This is a genomic window from Thioclava sp. F28-4 (assembly GCF_002020045.1).
Classification (GTDB): Bacteria; Pseudomonadota; Alphaproteobacteria; order Rhodobacterales; family Rhodobacteraceae; genus Thioclava; species Thioclava sediminum.
Genome location: NZ_MPZQ01000001.1, coordinates 90491 through 107963, shown reverse-complemented (window position 1 = coordinate 107963; position 17473 = coordinate 90491). Strand labels below are relative to the sequence as shown.

Here is a 17473-nt window from a genome sequence, read left to right as displayed (position 1 = left end):
CGCGCATGAGAAACGGTGGTCAGGTTCTGGTCGAAAGCCTCGTGGGGCTTGGTGCGCGCAAGGCGTTCGGGGTGCCGGGGGAGAGCTATCTCGCGGTGCTCGACGCGCTGCATGACACGCAGGGCACGCTCGATTTCGTGCTGTGTCGGCAGGAAGGCGGGGCGAGCTTCATGGCCGCCGCTTACGGCAAGCTGACCGGGGAGCCCGGCATCTGCATGGTCACGCGCGGCCCCGGGGCGACCAATGCCGCGATCGGGGTCCACACCGCGATGCAGGATTCCGCGCCGATGATCCTCTTCGTGGGGCAGGTCGGCACCGATATGAAGGGCCGCGAGGCGTTTCAGGAGCTCGATTACAAGGCGGTCTTCGGCACAATGGCGAAATGGGCGGTCGAGATCGACCGGGTCGAGCGTATCCCCGAAATCCTCTCGCGCGCCTGGACGATGGCCGTGAGCGGGCGGCCCGGTCCGGTCGTGGTCGCGCTGCCCGAGGATATGCTGACGTCGATGACCGAGGCCGCACCGCTGGGTGCGCCCGTCCGGATCACCGAGCCGCAGCCCGATCCGGCGGCGATGGGCAAGCTGTGCGAGATGCTGGCCGGGGCCAAGCGTCCGCTGATCCTCTATGGCGGGTGCAACTGGCGCGGGGACGGCGCTGCGCCCATTAAGTCCTTCGCGGAAGTCTCTGATATCCCTGTGCTTTCCGTCTTTCGCTATCAGGATAAGTTCGACAATAATTCGCCCGTCTTCTGCGGCGATGCGGGCGTCGGGATGGCGCCGCATGTGAAGCGCCTGATGCGCGAGGCCGACGTGATCCTCGCGATCAATGCGCGCTTTGGCGAGAATACGACCGACGGCTACACGCTGTTGGACGTGCCGCAGCCCGCGCAGCGGCTGATCCATGTCCACGGCTCCGATCTGGAGATCGGCAAGGTCTACCGTCCCGAACTCGGCATCCATGCCGGGCCGAACGCCTTCGCCGCAGCCCTTGGCGCGCTGGAGCCGGTCAAGGGTGACTGGGCCGACTGGCGGGCCGAGGGTCGCGCGGCCTATGAGGCGGGCTTCGATCTGCCCGATCTGCCCTCGCCGGTCGATATGGGCAAGGTCTGCGCCTATCTGCGCGAGCACCTCCCCGAGGACATGATCCTGACCAACGGCGCGGGCAATTTCGCGGTCTGGCCGGGGCGGTTCTTCCGCTTCGGGCCGAACGCCACGCTGCTTGCACCGCAATCGGGCGCAATGGGTTACGGGGTGCCGGCGGCCATCGCGGCCAAGGTGGCGCAGCCCGAGAAGACCGTGGTCTGTTTCGCGGGCGACGGCGATTTCCAGATGACCTCGCAGGAGCTTGCCACCGCCGCGCAGGCGGGTGCGCAGCCGATCATCCTGATCCTCAATAACGGGATTTACGGCACGATCCGCGCCCATCAGGAGCGCAATTATCCGACCCGCGTGTCGGGCACCTCGATGGCGGTAAACCCGGATTTCGCGGCGTTGGCGAAGGCCTATGGCTTCCACGGCGAGCGGGTCGAGCGGACTGAGGATTTCGCCGCCGCTTTCGAACGTGCGCGGGCCTCAGAGACCGGTGCGGTGCTGGATCTCGTGATCTCGCCCGAGGCGCTCACTCCGCGCCAGTCGCTCTCTGCGATGCGGGCTGCGGCGCTGGAGGCGGGCAAGGGGCGCTGAGCGCCCGCCGCCTCAGAACGTCTCGACCCAGGGGCGCAGCGTGATCTCGTTCGTCCAGGCGCTGCGGTCCTGCTCGATCAATTGGCGATAGGTTTTTGCGATCGCCGCGGGGCGCAGCATCGAGCCGGGCTTGTCGGGCGCCTCGCTGCGGCCCGGATTGAGGATCATCCCGTCGATATTCACCCAAGCCACATGGATGCCTTGCGGGTGCAATTCGCGCGCCATGCTCTCGGCCAGCCCACGCTGCGCGAATTTACCCATCGCGAAGGGGGCGGAGCGCGCGAACCCTTTCACCCCTGCCGAGGCCCCGGTGAAGAGGATCGTGCCGCGAGTGCCGTCGGAGGGCTCGGCTTCGAGCATCCGCCGAGCGGCGTGCTTGCCGGTCAGAAACGCCCCGATCGCAGTGATCTCGACGGCGGCGCGAACCTCGTCGGCATCGAGCTCCGCCACCGGGCCGCGCACGCGTCCCGAGGGGTTGTAGACCACGACGCGCGGCGGTGCGGTCAGGGCGTCGAACAGATCGGCAATCGCGGCCTCGTCGGTTGCGTCCAGCTGCACCATGCGCGCGCCGGTCTCCTCGGCCAGTGCCTGCATCTTCTCGGCGCTGCGAGCCGCCAGCGTCAGGTCATAATCAGACGCAAGCTCTCGCGCCACTGCGGCTGAAAGCCCGTCGCCCACTCCGATAATCACCGCCTGTGCCTTGCTCATGGTCTGTCCTCCTCCAGTTCGCGTTCCCGCGCCCGGCGCGGATGCCTTACGACATAGCCCGGCGCGACACTGGCCCAAATCGGGGCTGCCCGCATCGCGGACAGTTTAGCCGAAGAGGATCAGATGCGAGCGCCAGATTACGATCAGGCAGACGATCCCGAAGGTGGCGAACCCGGCCATCGACCAGATCAGCAGCCGCCGCATCAAACCCGGCAGCGGCCCCGCCAGCGAGGCGCGCTTTTGAAACGGGCTGAGCGCGCCCGCCCCAAGCCCGGCTGCGGTGGCCAGAAACAGCGGCACATACAGCGCGTAGCCGACATAGCCGTATTCGGGCTTGAGGATGCAGAACGGGCAATGATGGTTGGGGTTTTCATAGATATAGAGCGAGATCGTGGCGACGATCGCAGTCAGCCCCATCCCGAACATCAGCGCCGAGGCCAGCGCGTAAAGCCCATAGCCGCGCTTGCGGATCAGCGCCGCGATCCCCGCAGCCAAGGCGATCAGCGCAGTGAGGCCAAGCAGCCAGAGCGCCTGCGCCTCGCCGACGCCCGCCATCTGGTTCGCGAGATTGGGATTGTTTGGCGTGAACAGCTTCGAGCAGCACGAGGTGATCACATCGGTCTGCATGTCGAGGAAATAGCTCAGCTCGACCGCGCCATCGGCAAGGATCAGCGGCGTGATCGCCAAAAGGGCCGCGTATTTCACGCGGGTCAGCGGGTAGTCCCGTCCCAGCCTGTCGGCCCGGTCGAGGATCAACCAGATCACGGCGGCGAAGAACACTCCGATCTTGAGATAGAGCGCGGGGAAGCCGTAATCGTTCACGTTGAGCGTGCCGACCGCACACATCGCGCCGACGAATAGCGACGACATCCGGTCGGCATTGAAGACGAAGAGCAAAAGCGCCGCGAGCTCGGCCAGCATGACGGCGGCGAAGAGGGTCGAGACCAACTCGGTCATCCGCTCCATGCGCAGCTGGCGCGCGCCCATATCGGTAAGGTCCCAGCGGCGCAGCACGGTCACGGCGAAACCGCCCGCCCAGAGGGCCGTCAGCGCGGCCAGACCCGCCACCAGCAACAGCGCCATGATCGGCGTTTGAAAGATCATGGCTGCGGCTCCAGCTGGGCGGGGGCATCCTCGATCCGCCCGTCACGCATCGAAACCACCCGGTCGACGCAGTCCGCGCCCCAGACACGTGGGTCGTGGCTCGACATGATGACGGTGCGCCCGCGCGCTTTCTCCTCGGCGACGATCTGCAGGAAGGTTTCGGAAAGCGCGCTGTCGAGATTGGCCGTGGGCTCGTCCGCGATCAGGATCGGGGGATCGTTGATCAGCGCCCGTGCGATGGCGGCGCGCTGCGCCTCGCCTCCCGAGAGCAGCTCGATCCGGGTCTGGGCGCGCGGCCCCAGACCCAGCGCCTCGATCCGGTCCATCGCTCGTTCGCGCAACTCCCCGAAGGGCTGACCCAGCGGCGCGGCTGGCAGCATCACGTTTTCCAGCACGGTCAGGCCGCGCACGAGGTTAAACCGCTGGAAGATGAAGCCGAACCGCTCGCGCCGCAGTTCGGTCTGGAAGTGCTCGGGCAGGCCGGAGACGACCTCGCCATCGAGACTGACGCGGCCCGTGGAAGGCCGCGCCATGCAGGCCACGACCGACAGGAGCGAGGATTTCCCCGAGCCCGACGGCCCCTTGAGGACGGTGACGGCCCGGCCCTCGATGGTCAGGTCGATCCCGTCCAGCGCGGTCACGGCATTGGGGCGGCCCGCATTATAGGTCTTGGTCACGGATTGCAGAGTGATCATCGGGGCCTCCTCAGCGCATCACGGCATCGGGATCGGCCGAGGCCGTGCGCCAGATCGGCACCACGGTCGCAGCGATATAGGGCAGGGTGGTCAGCAGCGCGAGCGTCAGCAGTTGCAGCCCGTCCACATGCGGGCTCAGCGGGAAATCGGGATAGATCACCGCCCAGCCCTTCAGGATCGGCGCGAAGAGCGGGGCGCCGAAGAAGAACACATGGGCGAAGCCCGCGACGGTGCCGATCAGGAAGGCTGCCAGCGAGATCAGCCCGCCTTCCCACATCTTCATCGCGATCACGTCGCGCGTATTCCAGCCCACCGCCTTGAGGATGCCGATCTCGCGCGCTTCCTCGGCCGAGAGCCCGCTGGCTTTTTCGGCGGCGAAGATGACGAAGGCGAGGATGCCCGCGAAGGCCAGCGCCGTCAGCAACCCCTCGCGCCAGTCGAACAGTTTCTGATAGGTGCGCGCGATATCGGCGCGGGTGACGAAGCGCATCTGCGGCAGCGCGTTCGAGCCTTTCTGGACGATCGTAGCGACCTCGTTGGGGTTGCGCACGCGGGCCACGACATCGGTGTAGCGACCTTCGGGAATGTCGAAGAAGTCGCGGAAATCAGCCTCGTTCATCAGCATCAGGTCCGAGGTCATCAGCGCGGAGTCGCGGCTGAAGGTCTTGGCGACGTCGAATTTCTTCAGATCGCCCTCGTAGCGCGACAGGAAAACCGGCGCGCCCGCCCATTCGAGGCCGCGTGCGCGGGGGATGCCCTCGCCAATCGCGATCTGACCGGGGTCGGGCATCATCTCGCGGTCGTCGGGCACCATGACGGTGTAATTCGCGCCATTGATCCGGTCGTAGTAATAGCCCCAGAGCCGGGGATGGGCCTCGGTCACACCGCGGATCGCGGCGATCTCGTCGGCGACCGAGCCGTCGATCAGGTCCTGACGGCCCAGCGTGATCTTCTGCACGGTAATCTCGGGCGCGCCTTCGAGCACGGTCGTGGTCTCGAACCGCAGGCTGGCGGCGAAGAACATTGCCGAGGCAAGGACGAAGACCACCACAGAATAGACCGCGATCAGGGCGATATTCTTGCCTTTGCGGCGGGCGAGAGCGGCGAGGGTGAAATCGGCCAGCGCGCGCTGGCGGCGCAGGAATGGGGTCATTTCGCGGCCTCGGGTTGGAAGAGGAGCCAGCCCTTGCCGGGCGTGGCGGGGGGCGGCACGAAGGTGCCGGAGGGGAAGTGGTCGAAGCTGCCTGGGTGGTCCTGAAACGGCGTGTTCAGATCGGCGAGGCTGGGGTTGCGGGTGTAGCGCGCCTCGGTAAACAGCGCCGGGTCGGTCAGCCCCAGCCGCGCGACCAATCTGCGCTCCTCCAGTAGACGCCCATCACGATGGGGACGCGCGAAGACGGGGTAGTAAAGCTCCACCGCCAGCAGCAGCGTCAGAGCGCCGAGGCCCGCAAAGACATAGCTCGAACGGCGCATCAGAATGGGCCGCCCTGATCGAGCGCGTCGATCAGCTCCGGCGTGACCTCGTCATGGCGCAGCAGCTTCTGGCCCTTATGGTCGCGCATGAAATCCTGCGCATCGACCGCGTTCATCAGCGGCACCAGCTCGTGCCCCATCGGGCCAAGCACGTCCGAGCCCACGACATAAAGCGCCTCGCGTGCGCCGATCAGCTTGAGCCCGTAATATTCGGTCACGCCCATGCCGGTGATCTGATCGGCTTTGCGGCCAAGGGCGTATTTCTCCATGTCGAACATGTATTTGAAGTAGTCCTTGGCACCGTCGAAATGATCGGCATAGCCATCCGCGTAGAGCACCGTGGTGACCCATTCGGGGTATTTGTAGACGAACATGCCGCAGACCGGGCATGTGTCGCCGGGGCCTGGCGGGGGCAGGTCGAGTGTGGGTGCATCGGCGCGCGCGGGGCTCAGCCCCGGACCGAGCGAGAGGGCCGCGGCGAGGCCCGCCGCGCGTTGGAGCATCTGGCGGCGTGTCGGGTGCGATGCAGGGCGCGCGGGCATGCCCCCGTGATGGCAGGGATGGTTGCACATCGTCTTGCAACTCCTTGAATAGAGTTCTGAAAAGACGGGGCCGCGCGGGCCCCGCCTTGAGGCGATCACTGACCGGCGCGGGCGCGGCGCTCGGCGCGGCGTTTGCGAATGTTGATCGTGTCGCGCGCCATGTCGGCATAGGCCATGACCAGCGCCTCGTCGAAGCTCGCCAGCTTGCCCCCGTCCTTGGCCGCCGCATCCGCCTTGGCTGGATCGGCATAGGCGTATTTCGACGTGCCGGTCATCGTGCCGGGCTTTTTCGCGTCGATCACGTAGGTCATGTCATCGACCACCGCGAGCGGCTTGACCTTGGCCGTGGCCCCCGCATCGCCCGCATAGATCGTCTTCGGACCCGCATCCATGTTCAGCGCGAGGCTGATCGCCGCGCAATGCAGCGAGCAGGTGCCGTCGACCGTGTCGTTGTCATAGACGATCAGGTGGCGCGTCTGGCTGAACATCTGCCGCATCATGCCGCAATAGGGGCAGCGGGGGTATTTCTCGAACTCGTTCTCGAGCGGCGCCGTGTCGGTCTTGAGAAAGCGGGTCAGCCCGTTCTGGTCGGTCCAGTCCGTCGGCGACATCGGCATGCCGTCCATCGGTTTCATATCCTCGGCAGCGGCGCCGGAGGCCACCAGCGCGAGGCCGGTAGAAGAGGTCAGAAGAAAGTCGCGTCGTTTCATCGGGATCATCCTGTCATATCGCAACGCACCGCCATCGAGAGACGGGCGCAGTCGCGAGCCATGTGTCTGGTTTGGAAAAAGGCACGTCCGGATAGACGTGCAGGGACGCACTCAGACGACAGGAGGGGCGCGGGCGTGCCGGAAACGGGGCGCGGTCTGCACCGGGAGAGAGACCCGCTCAAGGGACGCGTGGAGCGGGACAATCTCGCGGTCGAGACGGGCCGGGGTGACGATCGTGTCGGGGGCTTCAAACGCGCAGACCGAGGCCGAGCCGCAGACTGCGCATTGGCTGTGGACTTGACCCGTGGGCGCGGTCTGACCGGGCAGGGGCGCGGCCCCATCCGGCGCGGCGACCGTTTCGCCCTGCGGGGTCATGTAGACGATGCCCTCGCCGGTACAGATCTGCAGAAGCCCCATCTGCGCGCCGGGCGCGGCCCGGCCGGTGGCGGCGATGGCGGCGGCACCCAGATGATCGGTCAGCAGGACGACCTGCAGCAGGATCGCGACGAGCGCGGTCAGCAGCGCCGATTGGGCGCGGCGCAATCCAGCGAAGCGCGGCGCGTGCAGGCGCGGGCCGCGTTCGATCTTGCCGTCAAAGGCTCTGGAGGCGCGTTGGGGTCGGGTCATTGTTCAAGCTCGTATCACACGAGGGTGAGCCGAGAATTGATCCGCGTCAAACGCTTGAGGGGTGACTCAGCGTCGCAGTCCTGCGTGCCCAGAGCGCAGGCGGTCGGGCCATGGTCCGGCCTGCCACCTGTGCCTTCAGGCTACGCGACGCCAAGGCTGCGCGGGGAAGTGCACTGCCTCGCCGGTCTCGATCGAGCGCTGCACCGGGCCCTTCGGGTTCCGCTGCGATATCTCGACACAGCAACTCGGAAACCTGATGATAGATCGGCAGGCCGGTGCGCTATCAAGCAGGTTGCTTACCTAAGTTAACTCGAAGGGGAGACGCGAGGGAGAGACGCATGATTGTAGTGCGGATGAGAGCGGTTATGTCGCGCCGAGCCTCTGGACCGGGGGCGCGCGCTCTGGCTGCGGTGCGGCGCTGGTGGGCTCACCCGATCAGGTGCTCTCGAAGCTCGAGGAATATCGCAAGATGGGCATTCGCGCCTTCATCTTGTAGGGCTATACGCATCTCAACACGGTCTCGCTGCCCGAAATCTATGGGGCCGCCCGCAACACCGCTCGCAGAAGGGAAGCGCCGCTAATGGAAAAGATCGACCTCACCTCCGACGTGGCTCTCAGCCGGATCGTCTATGGCATGTGGCGGCTCGCCGACGATGCCGATACCTCGCCCGCCCATGTTCGCGCCAAGATCGACGCCTGTCTGGCGCAGGGGATCACTACGTTCGACCATGCCGATATCTATGGCGGCTACACGGCGGAGGGGGTATTCGGCGCGGCGATGCGCGAAGACCCGTCGCTGCGCGATCAGATGGAGATCGTCACGAAATGCGACATCATCGTCGCGGCGGGCCGTCATTCGCATCGCAAGGTGAAGCATTACGACACCTCGCGCGCCCATATCGAAGCCTCGGTCGAGGCCTCGCTTCGGGAATTGGCCACCGATCGGATCGACCTGCTGCTGATCCACCGCCCCGATCCGCTGATGGATCACCACGCGACGGGAGCGGTGCTCGACGATCTCGTGGCGTCCGGCAAGGTGCGCGCGGTCGGCGTGTCAAACTTCCGCCCGTGGGATTGGGAGCTGCTGCAATCGGGGATGAAGACGCCGCTGGTGACGAACCAGATCGAAATCAGCCTTGGCTGTCTGCAGCCCTTCACCAACGGCGATCTGGCCTTCCACCAGCGTCAGGCGCAGCCCGTGATGGCATGGTCGCCGCTGGGTGGCGGCGCGTTGATGACGGGCGAGGGCGCGGTGCAGAGCGTTCTCGACGAGATCGCGCAGGCGCAGGGTGTCGATCGCGCGGCTGTTGCGACGGCCTTCCTGCTCGCCCATCCGGCGCGGATTATCCCGGTGATGGGGACGAACAATCTCGAGCGGATCGCGAAGCTTTCCGATGCGCTCAAGGTTCAGATCGACAGGGAGACGTGGTTCCGCCTCTACGAGGCCGGGCTCGGTCACCCGGTCCCATGATGGACGCAACGCTTTAATTCACCCCGCGCCACCCGGCGCGGGGTCTTCTTTTTCGGGGCGGATAAGGGGGCGTTCAGGCCGACAGCCAGCCCTCGAGCTTACCGCTATCCGGCAGGCCGCCCGTGTGGACCAGCTTCCCGTCGACCGAGACGCCGGGGGTCGACATCACGCCAGCCATGGCGATTGCGCGGGGATCGGTCACCTTCTCGACCGACACCTCGATGCCGAGCTTGGCGGCCGTTTCCTTGACCATCTCCTCGGTCTTTTCGCAGCGCTTGCAGCCGGGGCCGTAAACCTTGACGTCCTTCATCTCTTTTCTCCTTAGAACAATGCGTTGAACAGGAAGCCGACGGCGAGGATGCCGCTGGCGACGACCCCGATAAACACCGCGATCAGGCGCAGTTTCAGGACCTGGCGAAGGATGATCATCTCGGGCATGGACAGCGCGATCACCGACATCATGAAGGCCAGAACCGTGCCGAGCGCCGCGCCCTTGCCCAGAAGCGCCTCGACAATCGGGATGACGCCGGCGGCGTTGGTGTACATCGGCACGCCCATCAGTACCGCGGCCGGCACCGACCACCACGTGCCCGAGCCCATGATGCGCACCATCAGGTCCTGCGGCACATAGCCGTGGATCAGCGCGCCCATGGCGATCCCGACGATGATCCAGATCCAAACCTTGGAGAAGATCTCGCGCACGGCCTCGAGGCCCAGACGATAGCGGTCGGTCATGCTCAGATCGTCGCTCTCGACCGCGCCCGGCGTGGTCGCGCCGGAATGGATGTCGCGCACCCAGTCCTGCAGCCAGCCCTCGACATGGAGCCTGCCGATTACCCAGCCCGCGATGATCGCGATGGCGAGACCGAAGCCGAGATAGACCAGCGCTACGGGCCAGCCGACGAGGCCGACCAGCAGGATCAGCGCCACTTCGTTGACCATCGGGGCGGCGATCAGGAAAGAGAAGGTGACGCCCAGCGGGATGCCCGCGGAGACGAAGCCGATGAACAGCGGCACCGCCGAGCAGGAGCAGAACGGGGTCAACACGCCCAAGCCCGCCGCCATCACGTTGCCGACGCCCTCGCGCTTGCCCGAGAGAAGCGCGCGGGTCTTTTCCGGGCTGAAGAAGCTGCGCACGACCCCCATCGCAAAGACGATCAGGGTGAGCAGCATCATCACTTTCGGCACGTCGTAGAAGAAGAAGGCCAGCGCCTCGCCGGTATGGGTGTCGCGGGCGACCGGCAGCAGCGAGACGATCCATTCGGAGAGGGCCGGGAGCTGGTGGTAAACCACCCACCACGCGACGAGGCCTGCCGCGACGACTGCGCTCCACGCCCAGCCGGGCATCCCGCCATGTGGGGTTTCATGCTGTGTCACACTCATGCCGCGGTCCTTTTCGTGCTGGCGCTGGCTTTCATGACCGCGCTCAGAATCTGCTGGATTTCCGGGGAGAGGTCGGGGTTCACCCGATACCGGACCCATTGCGCATCGCGCCGGTCGACCACCAGCCCGGCGGCTTTCAGTACGCCCATATGGCGCGACATGCGCGACTGGGTGGCATCGAGACGCGCCATCAACTCGCAGGCGCAATGCTCGCCACCGTCATGCAACAGCTGCATCGCCCCCAGCCGGGTGGGTTCGGCAAGCGCGGAAAGAACAGTCACGATCATCGGTGCCTCCATTTCTACATTCGCATATGCGCATTCGCGCAAATGGAGTCAACGCGCCCGAGGTGGAGCATTCGGTCGCACCCATCCACCGGGGTACGGGAAACTATCGATGAGAGTGATCGCATCACGGGCCTCCGACCTTCACAGGGTCGGAGCCAGATTAGCGCTGAGGGGGCGCATCGCTTCAATGCGCTCGATCAAGTCGGGCGCGATTTTTCTCGATCTCTAGCGAAAGGTCACTGTGTTCGGCCTCAGGATTGGCCCTTCGCGATGTTGCGCTCCATGAGCCGCTGGAACAGCCGGGGCGAGGCGCGGTTGATCCACCACGCGAGCCGCGCGACGCGGCCCACCGGGATCATCGGGCTGCCGCGCTTCAGCCCGGCGAGGATCACCCGTGCGGCAGCCTCGGGCGTCATGTAATCCACCCCGTCCGCAGCCGCACCGGGGCGCGCGATCCCGTCGGACTGGCGCTCGGCCCGGTCGATATTGGTCGCCACGAAGGAGGGCGCCGCGATCTGCACGCGCACGCCGTGAGGGGCCTCCTCCGAGCGCAGCGATTTGAAAAAACCTTCCAGCGCATGTTTCGACGCCGCATAGGCCGTGCGGTGATAGAGCGGCGAGAACCCCGCGACCGAGGAAATCGCCAGATGCGTGCCGTGGCTTTTGCGAAGCGGATTCAGGAAATGCCGCACCATCGCGGTCGCCGCGAAATAGTTGATCTCGAAGACCTTGCGATGTGCGGCATCGGTCAAGTCGGAGAAAGGGCCGATCTGGGTGACGCCTGCGTTGTAGATCACCAGATCGATGCGGGGATGACGCGTCAGAATGTCTTTGCAGGCGCTGGCAAGCTGATCCGCGTCGGTCAGGTCGCAGGCAATGGCCTCTTCGTTGGGCTTGGCCGTCAGCCCGGAGATATCCCGATCGAGCAGAACGACCTGCCAGCCCTCGGCGCGCAGCCCCGCCGAGAGCGCCTGCCCAAGCCCCCCGGCGCCACCCGAGATTACCGCAACCCGCGTGCTCATAGCCCGGCCTCGCGGGCCCAGAGATCGAAGACCTCGGCGCTGGTCAGCTCTGGCGTGTAGCCGAAGACCTCCTTCAACGCGTCATTGGCGAGCACGGGGCGGTATTGCAGGAAGCGCACCTGTTCGGGCCCGTAGCGGCTCAGTCCCAGCGGATGGGCGAGGGCCAGTGCCGCCTTGATGCCAAGCGCGGGCAGGCGGCGCACGGGTTTGCCCAGACGCCGCGCCAGATCGGTGACCCCGAGCGCCCCGTCGCCCGCGACGTTGAAGATGCCGGGCGGCCCATCGGTCGCAGCGCGGATCAGGATGCGCGCGAGATCGCGGGTCCAGATGAAGACGAACGGGCTCTCGCTTCCCCTCAGCGCGAGCAGGCGCGGCTTGCGGAACAGCGCGGTGATCTGGTTGTCCGTGCCCTTGCCCAGAACCGTGCCCACCCGCAGCACGACCTGCTCGAGGGCAGGGTGGGCGGTGCGCGCCTCGGCCAGCATCTCCTCGACCTGCCGCTTGTGATCGGCATAGGCGAACTCGGGATTGCCGCGCACAGGATCGCTCTCGCGCAGCGGTACGGGGTTGTCGGCGTGATAGCCATAGGCCGCGCCCGAGGAGGTCACGACGAGCCGTCGCACTCCAACCGAAAGCGCCGCATCCAGCACCTTGCGCGTGCCCTCCACATCGACCTTATAGGCCAGCTCGCGCCCCATTCCGGGGCCCGGCGTCACGATGGAGGCGAGATGCACGATCACCTCGGGCCGCTCGCGCGCGATGACCTTGGCGGGGGCGTCGGTGGTCACATCCATCGCCACGAAGCGCACGCCCTCGGGCAGGGTGTCGGGGCAAGCCAGATCGGTCGCGATGACCTCATGGCCGCTCTCAGACAGTTCGGCGGTGAGTACGCGGCCGATCATGCCGCCCGCTCCGGTAATCAGGATCCGGGTCATCGTGCGGCCTCCTTTCGTCTCATGAGTGTCGAGATCGCGAAGCCCGCGATGATGTGCCAGATGCCCCAGAAGGCCGCGACGATCGCCATGCCGCCAAGGCCGCCGAAGAAGGCGAAGATCAGCACGAGGCCGAGGCCGGAATTCTGGATGCCCGTCTCGATGGTGATCGCGCGCCGGTCGAAGGGCGACAGCCGCGCTAGCGTCGCGGTGCCATAGCCGCCCGCGAAGGCCAGCGCGTTGTGCAGCACCACCATTCCCGCGATCAGCCCGACGAATTGCACGAAATACTGCCAATTGGCGCTGAGCGAGAGCGCGACGAAAGCCACGAAAATCGCCATCGAGATCCATTTCAACGGATCGCGAAGGCGCGTGGTCAGATCATAGCGGTAATGGTTCAGCGCGATCCCGGCGATCAGCGGCAAAAGCAGCATGACGCCCACGGTGATCGCCACGCTCACCGGATCGATATGGGTCTCGTGCAGCAGCGCGCGCGTCGGCGCGTAAAGGCTGCCCCAGAAGGCGATATTGAGCGGCGTCAGCACGATCGCCGCCACCGTGGCGAAGGCGGTCAGCGAGACCGAGAGCGCCGTGTTTCCGCCCGCCCGGTGGGTGAAGAAGTTCGAGACATTCCCGCCCGGGCAGGCCGCCACAAGGATCAGCCCCAGCGCGATGGATGGGCTGGGCTGCAACGCCAGCACCAGCCCGAAGGTCAGCGCGGGCAGCACCAGAAATTGCGACGTGAACCCCACGATCAGCGCCCAGGGCCTGCGCACCAGGGGGCGGAAATCGCGCGGGGATAGGTCGATCGCGACCGAGAACATGACGATGCCGAGGATCGCGTTGAGCAGATGCAGGGCGCCGGGGCTGAAATTCAGCCGGACCGCGTCGAGCCCCGTCATGCCGGGGCCTTCCCGCCGAGCGCCTTGATCCAGCCGGTGACCGCCTTGCGATAGGTCGCCTTGTCCACGTAATAGGCCATCCGCGCGAGCTTGAGATAGGCCATGCCGCCGGTCGCACGCTCGAACCCTTCGGCCTTCTTCGCCTGCAGGCGCTTTGCGGCGTCCGATCCCTCGCGCAGCCCGCGAATGTAGCGCGCCACCATCTCGGCTTGCTCGTGACGGCCCTGCCAGCCAAGCCCGCTCGCCTCGAGCATTCCCAGCACGAAGAGATCGTCGCGCTTGGGATGCATCGCGTTCAGGTACAGATGCGGCGCATCGCCCTGCCAGTTCAGCAGCTCCGGCGCGATGAACGGGTAATGCAGCTTGTAGCCGGTGGCCGCGAGGATCATGTCATACTCGGCCTGCGTGCCATCCTTGAAATGCACCGTTTTGCCATCGAGCCGTTCGATATCCGGGCGCACTTTCAGATCGCCGTGGCCCGCGTGGAACAGCACCAGCGAGTTCACGATCGGATGGCTCTCGTAGAGTTTGTAATCGGGCTTGGGAAACCCGTATTTCTGCGGGTCGCCCACGAACCATTTCAGCAGCGCGCCGTCGATCTTGCGTTTGAGCCACATCGGCAGCTTGATTGCGCCGCCTAGCGTGTCGGCGGGTTTGCCGAAGACGTATTTCGGAACGAAGTAATAGCCGCGCCGCATCGAGAGATCGCAGCTTTTGCCGTGATGGATCGCGTCCACCGCGATGTCGCAGCCGGAATTGCCCGCGCCCACGACGAGCACGCGCTTGCCGGCGAATTGCGAGGGGTCGCGATAGGCCGAAGAATGGATCAGCTCGCCGTCGAACTGGCCGGGGAAGTCCGGCATGTTCGGCTCGGAAAGCGTGCCATTGGCAATCAAGACGCCCGCATAGACCTCCGAATGCTCGCCCTCGCCATCGCGCCAGCTGACCCGCCAGCCTTCGCCATCGCCGCCCAGCGGTTCAACCTTCGTCACCTCGGCGCCGAAACGGTAATGGCGGCGAATGTCGAAATGATCGGCGAAATCGCGGAAATACTGCGCCATCTCGCGGTGACTGGGATATTCGGCCACCTCGTCGCGCATCGGGAAATCGGTGAATTCCGTCATCCGTTTCGAGGAAATCAGATGCGCGCTTTCATACATCGTCGAATGCGCGCCCTCGATATCCCAGAGCCCGCCCACATCGCTGTGCAGCTCGAAGCCCTGATAGTCCACTCCCTGTTCGCCCAGCACCTTGGCCGCGGCCAGGCCCATCGGGCCCGCGCCGATCAGGGCGAACGTGCCCCTCGTATTTGTCATGTTGCGTCTCCTCCCAGACATTCTTAAATTGAACCATTGTTCAAAATAAGCAAGCCCCGATCTGATGACGAAAAAGACGACCGAGAAACAAAGGCTTAGGGCGCCGTCGAAGCGCTCTCTCGCGAGTCGTTCACGGATTCTCGATGCGGCGGAAACGGTGTTTGCGCGGGACGGATTCGAAGGCGCGAAGGTGCGCGACATCGCCGCGCTGGCCGAGGTGCCGCTGGGTCTGGTGAACCATCACGGGGGCTCGAAAGAGGCGCTGTTTCGTGAGGTCGTGGAGCGGCGCGCCGAAGAGCTGGCGCGTCTGCGTCTCGAGGCGCTGGCGCAGGCGAAGGGACAGGGGGCGCTCGATCTGACGGCGATCCTCGGCTGTTTCTTCCGGCCCTACCTGGCGAAGGCGGCGGGCAGCGATCCGCAATGGCTGGCCTATGCGCGGCTTGTGGCGATGGTCTCGGCCGATCCGGCCTGGGCGGATATCTCGACTGATCTGTTCGACCCGACCGCGCAGCGCTTCATGGATGAGATCTGCGCGCTGCATCCCAAGGTTAGCCGGGCGGTCGTGGCCGAAGGGTTCGTCTATTCGGTTGCGGCGCTTCTGGCCTTCCTGACCTCGGAATGGCGGATCGCGGCGCTGGCCTCGCAGTCAGATGCGCAGGGGTCCGTCGAGGGGCTGGTCGCCTTCTGCGCGGCGGGCTGTGCGGCGCGGATCGCGCAGGCCGAGACGTGACCGGATGCTGAGCACAACGACCCTGCTGGTCATCACAGCCGTGTTCTTCTCCGCCTTCCTGCGCGGCATCGCGGGGTTCGGCTTCGCGCTGGCCGCTGTTCCGATCGTCTCGCTGATGGTGCCGCCGATCGAGGCGGTGACGCTGGCAGTGCTGCTGCAGGTCGTGGTCGGGTGTCGCGATCTTTTCATCCTGCACGGGCATGTGCACAAACCCTCGCTCGCGCGGCTGTCGCTGGGCGCGATCGTGGGCACGCCGGCGGGGATTTTCGCGCTCACCGCCGTCAGCGCCGATGCCGCACGGGTGATGATCGCGCTCGCCGTTTTGGCGGGGCTGGCGCTGCTGTTGCGCTACAAGCCTGCGCGCCCGCATCCCCATGGTGGGCTCGCGTTGCTGGCGGGCGTCGCCTCGGGGGCGTTTTCCGGACTGGCCGCGATGCCGGGCCCGCCTGCGGTGGCTTATTATCTGGGTGCGGGCACCACGGCCGTGCAGACGCGGGCCTCTTTGCTTCTGTTCTTCTTCGTGGCCTCGCTGCTGGCCACGCCGGGGCTGATCTGGGCGGGCGCGGTGAATCGCGACGCGCTCTGGCTGACGCTGGTCTCGGTGCCCGCGCTGGCTCTGGGGACATGGGCGGGCACGGCTGCTTTCGCGCGGCTCGACAACGCCCAATACCGGACGATCGCCATTGTGGTCATGGCGATTTCGGCGGTGCTGGCGGGCTGGCGGGGGCTGTCGGTCTATCTCTAGGGCAGGGCGCGAACGCCCCTCTTAGCTGCCGCGGGCGAGGATGAACCACTCGCCGATATTCTCGCGATTGATGAAGCCCACGAAATTGCCGGTCTTGCCGATCACCGCCACGGCGGGAATACGCCCTTTCGCGAACGCGTCGAGCACATCGTCCATCCCGGTTTTCAGCGACACGACGGGCACATTGTCGAACATGATCTCGGAAACGGGGCGCTGGCGGAACTCGGGGTCGGGCCGGGCGAGCACGCTCTCGCGGGTGACGAAACCGACGAACTGCCCGTCTGGCGTAAGCACGGGGAACTCCGATTGCGAGCTGTGCAGGATCGCCTGAGCGGCGGTGTCGAGCGTATCGTCGGGCGTCAGCGACACGAAGGAGGTGATGACCGCGTCGCGCGCGGCCGAACGATGGGCGAGGCCACGCATCGCCGCATCCGAGCTTTCCGCCCCGGCCGCGAAGAAGATGAACGCCGCGATCAGCACGAGGATCGGGTTGCCGCTCGTCAGCCCCCAATAGGCGAAGAGCACGGCGATGACCTGCCCGGTGCGCGCCGCGACCTGCGTGGCTTTCACCCGGTCCATGAAGAGCGCAAGCACGGCGCGAAACACCCGCCCGCCATCCATCGGGAAAGCCGGGATCAGGTTGAACGCGACGAGAAGCGCGTTCACCAGCGCGAGCCGGCCCCAGAAGCTTTGGCCCGGATTGTCGAGCGATTGCAGGTCGCTCAGCCAGCCGCTGCCGCCAAGAAAGATCGTCAGGATCAGGAAGATCACGACATTGACCGCCGGACCCGCCACCGCGATCAGGATTTCCTGCTTGGGGTTTTCCGGGATCCGCTCCAGCCGCGCCAGCCCGCCGATCGGCAGAAGGGTGATGTCGGGCGTGCGCACGCCGAACCGGGCCGCCATCGTCGCATGGCCGAATTCATGCAGCACGACACAGGCGAAGACCGACAGGATGAAGAGCATGTTGACCAGTGCGGCCTGCGGTCCGTCCGCCGCCCAGGCCGAGGCGGTGATCCAGATGATCAGCAGAACGAAGGTGACATGGACCCTCAGAACCGTGCCGCCGATCTTGCCGATTGAATAGGACCAGCTCATGTCATCCCTCTCTTTCCGCCGTGCGGTTGCCCCGAAAGCGGGGCGC

The 17473-nt window shown here is 65.9% G+C and carries 20 protein-coding genes and 1 pseudogene; 5 read left to right on the top strand and 16 right to left on the bottom strand.

Annotated features, from left to right (window positions below):
• Nucleotides 1-5 precede the first annotated feature (5 nt).
• Nucleotides 6-1682, top strand: coding sequence for a thiamine pyrophosphate-binding protein (locus tag BMI87_RS00515; RefSeq protein ID WP_078519221.1), 1677 nt, complete (start codon nucleotides 6-8; stop codon nucleotides 1680-1682).
• Nucleotides 1683-1694: 12 nt separating this feature from the next.
• Here BMI87_RS00515 and BMI87_RS00510 read toward each other — a convergent pair whose 3' ends face one another.
• From BMI87_RS00510 to BMI87_RS00475, 8 genes are all read right to left on the bottom strand, one after another.
• A complete protein-coding gene (locus BMI87_RS00510) occupies nucleotides 1695-2390 on the bottom strand; it encodes an SDR family NAD(P)-dependent oxidoreductase (RefSeq protein ID WP_078519220.1) in 696 nt (231 codons plus the stop codon).
• 105 nt (nucleotides 2391-2495) lie between these two features.
• A complete protein-coding gene (locus BMI87_RS00505) occupies nucleotides 2496-3494 on the bottom strand; it encodes a hypothetical protein (RefSeq protein ID WP_078519219.1) in 999 nt (332 codons plus the stop codon).
• Nucleotides 3491-4189, bottom strand: coding sequence for an ABC transporter ATP-binding protein (locus BMI87_RS00500; protein WP_078519218.1), 699 nt, complete (start codon nucleotides 4187-4189; stop codon nucleotides 3491-3493). The genes BMI87_RS00505 and BMI87_RS00500 overlap by 4 nt, the downstream gene beginning before the upstream one ends.
• A 10-nt stretch (nucleotides 4190-4199) precedes the next feature.
• On the bottom strand, nucleotides 4200-5342 hold the full coding sequence (locus BMI87_RS00495; RefSeq protein ID WP_078519217.1) for an ABC transporter permease: 1143 nt from the start codon (nucleotides 5340-5342) through the stop codon (nucleotides 4200-4202).
• Complete coding sequence (locus BMI87_RS00490) at nucleotides 5339-5662, bottom strand: hypothetical protein (RefSeq protein WP_078519216.1); 324 nt, start codon at nucleotides 5660-5662, stop codon at nucleotides 5339-5341. Before BMI87_RS00490 ends, BMI87_RS00495 begins: the two co-directional genes overlap by 4 nt.
• Nucleotides 5662-6234, bottom strand: a complete 573-nt coding sequence (locus BMI87_RS00485) for a nitrous oxide reductase accessory protein NosL (RefSeq protein WP_246832622.1) — start codon at nucleotides 6232-6234, stop codon at nucleotides 5662-5664. The genes BMI87_RS00490 and BMI87_RS00485 overlap by 1 nt, the downstream gene beginning before the upstream one ends.
• Before the next feature lie 65 nt (nucleotides 6235-6299).
• The gene (locus BMI87_RS00480; RefSeq protein WP_078519214.1) at nucleotides 6300-6914 is read right to left on the bottom strand and encodes a nitrous oxide reductase accessory protein NosL; all 615 of its coding nucleotides are present in this window, start codon (nucleotides 6912-6914) and stop codon (nucleotides 6300-6302) included.
• Between the two features lie 111 nt (nucleotides 6915-7025).
• Nucleotides 7026-7541 carry a DUF2946 family protein gene (locus BMI87_RS00475; RefSeq protein ID WP_078519213.1) on the bottom strand — a complete coding sequence of 172 codons (516 nt, stop codon included), beginning with the start codon at nucleotides 7539-7541 and terminating at the stop codon, nucleotides 7026-7028.
• A gap of 349 nt (nucleotides 7542-7890) precedes the next feature.
• On the opposite strand from BMI87_RS00475, the pseudogene BMI87_RS22995 reads away from it, so the two are divergent.
• Both BMI87_RS22995 and BMI87_RS00465 read left to right on the top strand, forming a co-directional pair.
• Nucleotides 7891-8122: pseudogene (locus BMI87_RS22995) on the top strand (alkanesulfonate monooxygenase); the annotation flags it as partial.
• Entirely contained in the window at nucleotides 8122-9012 is an 891-nt protein-coding gene (locus tag BMI87_RS00465) for an aldo/keto reductase family oxidoreductase (protein WP_078519212.1), read from the top strand. The pseudogene BMI87_RS22995 and the gene BMI87_RS00465, both read left to right, overlap by 1 nt.
• A 73-nt stretch (nucleotides 9013-9085) precedes the next feature.
• Here the strand turns inward: BMI87_RS00465 and BMI87_RS00460 are convergent, their stop codons facing one another.
• The 7 genes from BMI87_RS00460 to BMI87_RS00430 form a co-directional block, all read right to left on the bottom strand.
• Nucleotides 9086-9322, bottom strand: a complete 237-nt coding sequence (locus BMI87_RS00460) for a thioredoxin family protein (RefSeq protein WP_078519211.1) — start codon at nucleotides 9320-9322, stop codon at nucleotides 9086-9088.
• An 11-nt stretch (nucleotides 9323-9333) separates the two neighbouring features.
• Nucleotides 9334-10395: a permease gene (locus BMI87_RS00455; protein ID WP_168175131.1), complete on the bottom strand. Its 1062-nt coding sequence runs from the start codon at nucleotides 10393-10395 to the stop codon at nucleotides 9334-9336.
• A complete protein-coding gene (locus BMI87_RS00450; RefSeq protein WP_078519210.1) occupies nucleotides 10392-10682 on the bottom strand; it encodes a metalloregulator ArsR/SmtB family transcription factor in 291 nt (96 codons plus the stop codon). Before BMI87_RS00450 ends, BMI87_RS00455 begins: the two co-directional genes overlap by 4 nt.
• A 251-nt stretch (nucleotides 10683-10933) precedes the next feature.
• Nucleotides 10934-11704, bottom strand: a complete 771-nt coding sequence (locus tag BMI87_RS00445) for an SDR family oxidoreductase (RefSeq protein WP_078519209.1) — start codon at nucleotides 11702-11704, stop codon at nucleotides 10934-10936.
• Nucleotides 11701-12639 carry an SDR family oxidoreductase gene (locus BMI87_RS00440; protein WP_078519208.1) on the bottom strand — a complete coding sequence of 313 codons (939 nt, stop codon included), beginning with the start codon at nucleotides 12637-12639 and terminating at the stop codon, nucleotides 11701-11703. The genes BMI87_RS00445 and BMI87_RS00440 overlap by 4 nt, the downstream gene beginning before the upstream one ends.
• Entirely contained in the window at nucleotides 12636-13538 is a 903-nt protein-coding gene (locus tag BMI87_RS00435; protein WP_078519207.1) for a bile acid:sodium symporter family protein, read from the bottom strand. Before BMI87_RS00435 ends, BMI87_RS00440 begins: the two co-directional genes overlap by 4 nt.
• A complete protein-coding gene (locus tag BMI87_RS00430; RefSeq protein WP_078519206.1) occupies nucleotides 13535-14854 on the bottom strand; it encodes an NAD(P)/FAD-dependent oxidoreductase in 1320 nt (439 codons plus the stop codon). The genes BMI87_RS00435 and BMI87_RS00430 overlap by 4 nt, the downstream gene beginning before the upstream one ends.
• A 64-nt stretch (nucleotides 14855-14918) precedes the next feature.
• Between BMI87_RS00430 and BMI87_RS00425 the strand changes: the two genes are divergently transcribed.
• Together BMI87_RS00425 and BMI87_RS00420 are read left to right on the top strand one after the other, a co-directional pair.
• On the top strand, nucleotides 14919-15584 hold the full coding sequence (locus BMI87_RS00425; protein ID WP_198453271.1) for a TetR/AcrR family transcriptional regulator: 666 nt from the start codon (nucleotides 14919-14921) through the stop codon (nucleotides 15582-15584).
• A gap of 4 nt (nucleotides 15585-15588) precedes the next feature.
• Nucleotides 15589-16329, top strand: a complete 741-nt coding sequence (locus BMI87_RS00420) for a sulfite exporter TauE/SafE family protein (RefSeq protein ID WP_210402446.1) — start codon at nucleotides 15589-15591, stop codon at nucleotides 16327-16329.
• Between the two features lie 21 nt (nucleotides 16330-16350).
• Here the strand turns inward: BMI87_RS00420 and BMI87_RS00415 are convergent, their stop codons facing one another.
• Nucleotides 16351-17427: a site-2 protease family protein gene (locus tag BMI87_RS00415; RefSeq protein ID WP_078519204.1), complete on the bottom strand. Its 1077-nt coding sequence runs from the start codon at nucleotides 17425-17427 to the stop codon at nucleotides 16351-16353.
• Nucleotides 17428-17473: the final 46 nt, after the last annotated feature.